This is a genomic window from Gleimia coleocanis DSM 15436 (assembly GCF_000159015.1).
Classification (GTDB): Bacteria; Actinomycetota; Actinomycetes; order Actinomycetales; family Actinomycetaceae; genus Gleimia; species Gleimia coleocanis.
This window is the reverse complement of sequence record NZ_DS999544.1, coordinates 129,876-136,498: the sequence shown is the minus strand read 5'-3', so window position 1 is coordinate 136,498 and position 6,623 is coordinate 129,876. Positions and strand designations below refer to the sequence as shown.

Here is a 6,623-nt window from a genome sequence, read left to right as displayed (position 1 = left end):
CCACTACCTACCTTTAGTGACGCAGCACACGTACACAACGCCCTCGAAAAACTTCCCTAAATGCACCCAACAGGACTAATATTACTCCGTTAGCAAACGCAAAACCGTTCTCCCCGGAACGCGAGAATGCAAAGCTAGAGAAAATAGAATACTGAAGAGAGGACGCCATGTTTCCCAACAGACAAGGATTCGACCGCAACCGCTACATCGAACTGCAGTCCCAGCATATCGACGAGCGGCGCAAAGCCATCGGCGGGAAGCTCTACCTCGAAATGGGCGGTAAGCTATTCGACGACTTCCACGCCTCCCGTGTCCTCCCCGGTTTCACCCCGGACAACAAAATCGCCATGCTAGAGACTCTCAAGGACGAACTTGAGATCGTCGTCGCCATCAATGCCAAGGATCTGGAACGCAAAAAAGTGCGCGCAGACCTTGGCATTCCTTATGAAGAAGACGCTCTACGGCTAATCGACAGCTACCGTGAACGCGGCTTCCTAGTAGAACACGTAGTCCTCACCCAAATGGAAGACGACAACAAACCAGCCACCGAATTCCGCCACCGCCTGCAAAGACTCGGCTTAAAAGTTTCCCGCCACCGTCTCATTAAGGGCTACCCAACCAACACTGACTTGATTGTTTCCGAAGACGGATTCGGCAAAAACGAGTGGGCTGAAACTACTCGTGACCTCGTCGTTGTTACCGCCCCCGGTCCTGGCTCCGGCAAACTAGCCACCTGCCTCTCTCAGATCTACCACGACCGTAAGCGTGGCATTCCAGCTGGTTACGCGAAGTTTGAAACCTTCCCCATCTGGAATCTGCCACTCGACCACCCAGTGAACCTGGCTTACGAAGCAGCCACCGCGGACCTAGATGACGTAAACCTGATCGACCCACACCACTTAAAGGCTTATGGCGAACAGGTAGTTAACTACAACCGCGACGTGGAAGTATTCCCCCTACTTGCGATTCTGCTAGAACGCGTGGCGGGCTCTTCCCCCTACAAGTCCCCTACTGACATGGGCGTAAATATGGCAGGTAAAGCCATTGTTGACGATGAAGTTTGTCGCGAAGCTGGACGCCAAGAAGTGATTCGTCGCTACTACAAAACTCTTGTAGAAGAAGCTTCAAAGGAACTGGACTCTCACATGTCTGATTCCATTGCCCTCATAATGACGAAACTGGGGATCACTACAGCCAATCGTGCAGTAGTTAAACCAGCCTTAGATTTAGCGGCAGAAACCGATGCGCCAGCAGCAGCGATTCAGCTAAACGATGGCCGCATTGTTACCGGTAAAACCAGTGACCTGCTGGGCTGTTCTGCCGCGGCTCTGCTGAATGCGCTGAAGCTCCTGGCAAATATTGATCCAACCGTAACCCTCCTAGCGGCTTCCTCAATCACTCCGATTCAGACGCTGAAAACCGCTCACTTGGGTTCTCGCAATCCACGTTTACACACTGATGAAGTTCTTATCGCACTGTCTGTTTCAGCTGATTCTGATCCAAATGCGCGTGCCGCACTGGACCAGTTGCAAAACCTACGTGGATGCGAAGTACACACTACTACGATTTTGGGTTCTGTGGATGAGGGTATCTTCCGCAACTTGGGTTGTTTAGTTACTTCTGAACCACAGTTTGCAGCAAAATCCCTTTACCGCAAACGCTGATTTGGGGATTTTCCCCTTAATTTTCCCGAGGGCGGATACTGAAACTTAGCTGCGAAGCCCGGCTTCACAGCTAAGTATCGCTTGGAAAACCTAAAAAATCACCTGCGAACCTTCGTTCGCAGGTGATTTTTTGTTAAGCCTTATTAACTCGCGCTAACTACTGTGCGCGACGTTGTTGTAAAATCTGCTCCAAATCCAGAGCGGCTTCCTTACGCGCTGCAGCTTCTTGTGCCAATTCGGTAGAAGAAGCTGCATCTACTGGCATTGGGCGTGCAGAAACTGGGCGACGTCCGGAAACAGTAGGGGCAGAAACCGAAGTAGTCAAAGGCGTAGCCCGACGACGCACCACCGCTGACTTTCCGCTAACGGTAGTTGTTGGCAGCACGTCTAGCATGGTCTGTGCCTGAGCATTTGGCTGTTCTTTTCGTTGAGCACCCTTAGCTTTATTGCCAACCAGCGCGTTCTGAGCTTCACGGTGAGCCTGCTCCTGTGCTGAAACAACGGTTTCAACCTGGGTTTCAACAATTTCTGCAACCTCAACTGCAACAATAGTTTCTGCTACAGGTAAAGCCACCTGCTGGTCACCGAGGGTAATAGAGCCGGTGGTAACTTCAGTAGAGCGGATGCGCGCCTGCACCTTACGGCGACGTTCCTTTTCAGCGGTTTCACGAATCCGGCGCATTGCAGCGGTTTCATTAGCACTTGCCTGCTGCGACTTTTGATAAGCTGCTCGCCCAGAAATTAAAGTACCTAATAGGACAGAGCTGGGAGCTGTTAACCACCAAGTGTTCAACGAGCCATAAACAGTTGCCACGGTGAAAGCCACCAGGAAAGTTAAAGCGAATGCAGCGATTACGAAACGACGCTGACCTGCAACAGCTTCTGCAGCTAAACGGTTTTTACGCTCAGCCCGCACTTTTGCTAACTGCTTTTCAGTTTCAGCAGTTTTAGCTACCTTACGTCGTTTTAAAGGACGAGCAGTTGCTTCCACCATTGCTTCACTCCAATCGCCATTTACTAAATCTACTTTTGAGTTTGGCAGAAGGAGAGGCTGAGAACGCGCAGACTCGCCGAAAACTCGCGGGCAAACGCGGGAAACATCAACTACAGTGATTCCCTCAGAAAAACGGTCTTCAACCGGATTATCCACCTTATGCTGACGTAGTCTAATTAACGCAGGTGTCACGTATACGGCAATCACAGCCAACACCATCAGAATAATTAAACCAGTGTAAGTCACGGGCTTATTCTCACATATTTTTGCCTGACTCACCGGTATCTCAACGCGTGTTGGCGGAATACCTAAAACCTAATCCGTAAACCCACTAAATCAGTTAAACCAGGATTCTCTTTCCGCCGCATAAACCCGGTGGTCACGCCAAGCTCCATCAACCCACAGGTAGTTGCGTCGCACGCCCTCGGAAACGAATCCCAGGGACTCCACTAAACGCAATGAAGCCTCATTCTCTGGACGAATAAAAACCTCCACGCGATGCAAATGCAAAACGTCTAAAAGAAAATCCGTAACTGCAGCTACCGCAGCACTCATAACGCCCAGGCCGGCGAAACTCTCACTAATCCAATACCCCAAAGTAGCCGACTGTTGCGCGCCTCGCTCCACATTCGTAACCGTAATCAATCCCACCGGCTGCGAATCCAAACAAACTAAATAAGCTAACGCCTGCCCGCAAATTAAACGTAAATCAGATAAACGCCGGTACTGCGAAACTGAAGGAACTTGCACCGGATACCCCTCTGGCACTGAAACTTCCCACGGTTGCAACCACTGTAGGTTTTCAACCCGTAAACGTGCCACCTGCTCATGCCAAGGTCCCACAACAGGTTTCAACCACAACTGCGAAACTGGAAAACCCGGGTCTGCAATTAGCTCTTCAGAAACTGGATCTGGGATGTATAGTTCCAAATCTGCCAGCGGAATCCCGAACCCATGGCGCGGAGAAACCCCTAAATAAACCAGTAGTTTTTCAAGCCACATCAGTGTTCATTTAAGGAAGCTAGTTTTTCTTCTAGATAAGCGCGGAAGTCAGCCTGGTAAACCGGGTGTTCTAACCCTAGCTCCACCTGCGCTTGCAAGTAACCGAACTTATCGCCCGTATCAAAACGACGGCCTTTTACAACCAAACCGTAAACACCGCCGCCTTCGGTAACGGGAACGTCAATTAAGGCTCGGAACGCGTCAGTAAGCTGGATTTCTCCGCCCCGTCCAGCGGGTAGCGTCTCAAGAATTTCAAAAATCTTCGGATCGAAAACGTAACGACCTACTGCCGCGTAATTTGAAAGCACGTCCTCTAAAGCGGGTTTCTCAACCACGTCATTGAGTTTATATACGTCGCCTTCACAAATCCCCGGAATCGTATCTAACTCAAGTTCAGCTAAATCTACTACTGACACGTCGGCGGAACCATATGCTGTTGCCTGTTCCGGAGTTACTTCCAGGAGCGCTACAACTGAGCCACCGAGTTTTTCTTGCACGGCAATCATTTTCTTTAATAATGGATCTTCCGGGTGCATCAAATCATCGGGCAGCATCACTGCGAAGGGGTTATCTCCCACGTGGGTTTTAGCCTGTAATACTGCGTGCCCTAAGCCTTTTGGATGTCCTTGACGAACCGTGTGCATACGCGCCAGCTGCTGGTAGCTATTAATAGCTGCTAGTTCTGCAGTTTTACCGCTATTTACTAGAGCAGTTTCGAGTTCTGGGCAGGCATCGAAATGGTCTTCAATGGCGTGCTTTGAGCTGGAAGTGATGATGAGGAAGTCAGTAATACCTGCATCGGTGGCTTCTTCCGCAACGTATTGAATCGCAGGTTTGTCCACTAGAATCAGCATTTCCTTTGGAATTGCCTTAGTTGCGGGTAGGAAGCGTGTGCCTCTCCCGGCAGCGGGAACAACTGCGCAGGTAACCTTTTTCTTCTCACTCATACTTATTAGGGTATATGAGATAATTCGTTTATGGCGTTAAATCCTGGCAATCCGCTGACAACAGCTCATCTTCCTTTGGAATTTCTTCCCGGTTTACCCAACCGTTTTCCAGATAAGGTGACGGCGCGGTCTTTCTTCCGCCCGTTCCGCGAGGTTGCTGGCAACCGGTATGACGGTTCTGAGTCAGCTACTAATCTGCTTTGGGCACTTGAGGGATCTGCACGTAGTCCTTTTGGTAGGGCTAAGTTTATTAGTTATGAGGCTTTACCGGGTGAGCTTCAGTTAGCAGAGTTTAATAAGCGGTGGGCAAAGCACCTGTATTTTCCGTTTTATTCTTTTACGAACGGCTTGGTTTCTGAGCCGTTGTTTAGGGATGCTGCGGGGAGGGTTTTCCGCCCGGAGGAGATTAATACTAGTTTTATGTTGGTCCCAGCTTTAGCGGTTGCTTTCGATGGGGCTCGTTTGGGTCAGGGGGGCGGCTGGTATGATCGAGCGATTGCGCGCTTGCTGGTGAATAATCCGGATCTGACTATGGTTGGTTGCGCGCCTTCTCCGTTTTTGATTCCGCCGGGAATTTTGCCGATTGAACGTCATGATCAGCGGATGGATATGATTATTACTGAGTCGTCGAGTTTCTTACCGACATTAGACTAGTTTTCCACAGTTGCTTTTCTACTGGCTTGTTTTCCACAATTTTTCGAGGGCGGTATTTCAAAGCATTCTGTATTGTTGCAGTCTTTTTCTATGAAAGACTCCTGGATTTTTGGTTTGCAAGGCTTTTGGGCAAGACACTCTAAGACCGTGTTTGTAACACTGGGTTTTGCTGTCGCGGGATTATTGATTTGGCCACTTTTATTTCCTTCACCGAGTGTTGTATCTGGGGCTGGTTCTACCCCAGTCGTGTCCGTTGGTGAACCTCTCCCACGTTTGGAGTTGGGAAGAAGCCGAATTGCGTTGCCTGTCCCGGTTGGTGTTGCAAATTTGTTTAAGAGTGGAAATCGTATAGATATTTACGTACCGGGAGAGTGTAAAGACTCTCTGAACTGCCCCGCGCGTCGTGTTGCAGCTGATGTTTTGGTGGTCAGTGCTGAGCCAGAATCTGCAGGTTGGTCCGGGAGTACAGAAAGCACCTTAGTGTTAGATGTTACAAATATTGACATTGAATCATTAGCTGGAGTCTCAGAAACCACGATTTTGCGTTATATACTGATTAACGAAAAGTAGGACTTTCCTATTAACAATTCTTATCAAACTACCCAAGATTTTAAGGAGCATCATGCTACAGGGTTTCAAAGACTTCATTACTCGCGGTAACGTAATCGACTTGGCTGTCGGTGTTGTAATCGGCGCTGCTTTCGGTGGTATTACGACCGCACTAGTTGAAAGCGTAATCAACCCATTTATCGCTGGCTTGGTGGGTAAGCCATCCTTCGATAACGTACTGGCATTCCAGTTCGGTTTATTCGGAGACCCAGCTACCATTAAGGTCGGTGTACTGTTGAGCGCAATCGTAAACTTCCTACTGGTTGCAGCGGCAATCTACTTCACCATAGTCCTACCCATGAATAAATTGGCTGAACGTCGCGCAAAGGAAGTTGCAGAAGCTCCCGCTAAAGAACCAACTGCTTCCCCAGAAGCCATCCTACTGGCTGAAATTCGTGACGCACTGCTAGCACAAAAACAGTTGTGATTTCACAGTTAAAACATTACGGTTTAAACCGCTAAAACTTTAAAGGGTTGGGCTCCCCAGATTTCTGGGGAGCCCAACCCTTTACATTTACCCATACGAAAATCCCAATTTTCATATCGGAAAACATTTAATAATGCGGTGGCACGTCACCAGCAATCTGCTTATCACGTGGACTCAGCTTAAGCTCAGCCACTGGAACCATTGAGATTTCACGAACTGAAACCGCATCCCAAGCAACTGCCTCCCCCTCAGCTAATAACTTCTTATCAGCCTCAGAAAGAACCACTACGCGACGACGCTTACGTTTACCCTCCGCAGTCATACTC

General features: G+C 49.2%; 8 protein-coding genes. 4 read left to right on the top strand and 4 right to left on the bottom strand.

The features are described from left to right. The first annotated feature begins 167 nt into the window (after positions 1-167). Positions 168-1,664, top strand: a complete 1,497-nt coding sequence (locus tag HMPREF0044_RS04830) for a DUF1846 domain-containing protein (RefSeq protein ID WP_006547001.1) — start codon at positions 168-170, stop codon at positions 1,662-1,664. A 157-nt stretch (positions 1,665-1,821) separates the two neighbouring features. Here HMPREF0044_RS04830 and HMPREF0044_RS04825 read toward each other — a convergent pair whose 3' ends face one another. The 3 genes from HMPREF0044_RS04825 to HMPREF0044_RS04815 form a co-directional block, all read right to left on the bottom strand. Beyond that, positions 1,822-2,904 (bottom strand): hypothetical protein, encoded by a 1,083-nt coding sequence (locus tag HMPREF0044_RS04825; protein ID WP_040312992.1) that lies wholly within the window; start codon positions 2,902-2,904, stop codon positions 1,822-1,824. Positions 2,905-2,994: 90 nt separating this feature from the next. After that, positions 2,995-3,660 carry a GNAT family N-acetyltransferase gene (locus tag HMPREF0044_RS04820; protein ID WP_006546999.1) on the bottom strand — a complete coding sequence of 222 codons (666 nt, stop codon included), beginning with the start codon at positions 3,658-3,660 and terminating at the stop codon, positions 2,995-2,997. Next, a complete protein-coding gene (locus HMPREF0044_RS04815) occupies positions 3,660-4,607 on the bottom strand; it encodes a UTP--glucose-1-phosphate uridylyltransferase (protein WP_006546998.1) in 948 nt (315 codons plus the stop codon). Before HMPREF0044_RS04815 ends, HMPREF0044_RS04820 begins: the two co-directional genes overlap by 1 nt. 30 nt (positions 4,608-4,637) lie before the next feature. Here HMPREF0044_RS04815 and HMPREF0044_RS07885 point away from each other — a divergent pair, with 30 nt between their 5' ends. The 3 genes from HMPREF0044_RS07885 (at position 4,638) to mscL (ending at position 6,297) form a co-directional block, all read left to right on the top strand. Next, on the top strand, positions 4,638-5,261 hold the full coding sequence (locus HMPREF0044_RS07885; RefSeq protein ID WP_006546997.1) for a 5-formyltetrahydrofolate cyclo-ligase: 624 nt from the start codon (positions 4,638-4,640) through the stop codon (positions 5,259-5,261). 90 nt (positions 5,262-5,351) lie between these two features. Next, positions 5,352-5,831, top strand: a complete 480-nt coding sequence (locus HMPREF0044_RS04805) for a hypothetical protein (protein ID WP_006546996.1) — start codon at positions 5,352-5,354, stop codon at positions 5,829-5,831. A gap of 52 nt (positions 5,832-5,883) precedes the next feature. Then, on the top strand, positions 5,884-6,297 hold the full coding sequence (mscL, locus tag HMPREF0044_RS04800) for a large conductance mechanosensitive channel protein MscL (RefSeq protein ID WP_006546995.1): 414 nt from the start codon (positions 5,884-5,886) through the stop codon (positions 6,295-6,297). 127 nt (positions 6,298-6,424) lie between these two features. Here mscL and HMPREF0044_RS04795 read toward each other — a convergent pair whose 3' ends face one another. Then, entirely contained in the window at positions 6,425-6,619 is a 195-nt protein-coding gene (locus tag HMPREF0044_RS04795; protein WP_006546994.1) for a hypothetical protein, read from the bottom strand. Between the last annotated feature and the right edge of the window lie 4 nt (positions 6,620-6,623).

Coding starts and splice junctions, on each gene's coding strand:
- mscL (WP_006546995.1), top strand. CDS start 5,884: ATGCTACAGGGTTTCAAAGACTTCATTACTCGCGGTAACGTAATCGAC.
- HMPREF0044_RS04820 (WP_006546999.1), bottom strand. CDS start 3,660: ATGTGGCTTGAAAAACTACTGGTTTATTTAGGGGTTTCTCCGCGCCAT.
- HMPREF0044_RS04805 (WP_006546996.1), top strand. CDS start 5,352: ATGAAAGACTCCTGGATTTTTGGTTTGCAAGGCTTTTGGGCAAGACAC.
- HMPREF0044_RS04795 (WP_006546994.1), bottom strand. CDS start 6,619: ATGACTGCGGAGGGTAAACGTAAGCGTCGTCGCGTAGTGGTTCTTTCT.
- HMPREF0044_RS07885 (WP_006546997.1), top strand. CDS start 4,638: ATGGCGTTAAATCCTGGCAATCCGCTGACAACAGCTCATCTTCCTTTG.
- HMPREF0044_RS04815 (WP_006546998.1), bottom strand. CDS start 4,607: ATGAGTGAGAAGAAAAAGGTTACCTGCGCAGTTGTTCCCGCTGCCGGG.
- HMPREF0044_RS04830 (WP_006547001.1), top strand. CDS start 168: ATGTTTCCCAACAGACAAGGATTCGACCGCAACCGCTACATCGAACTG.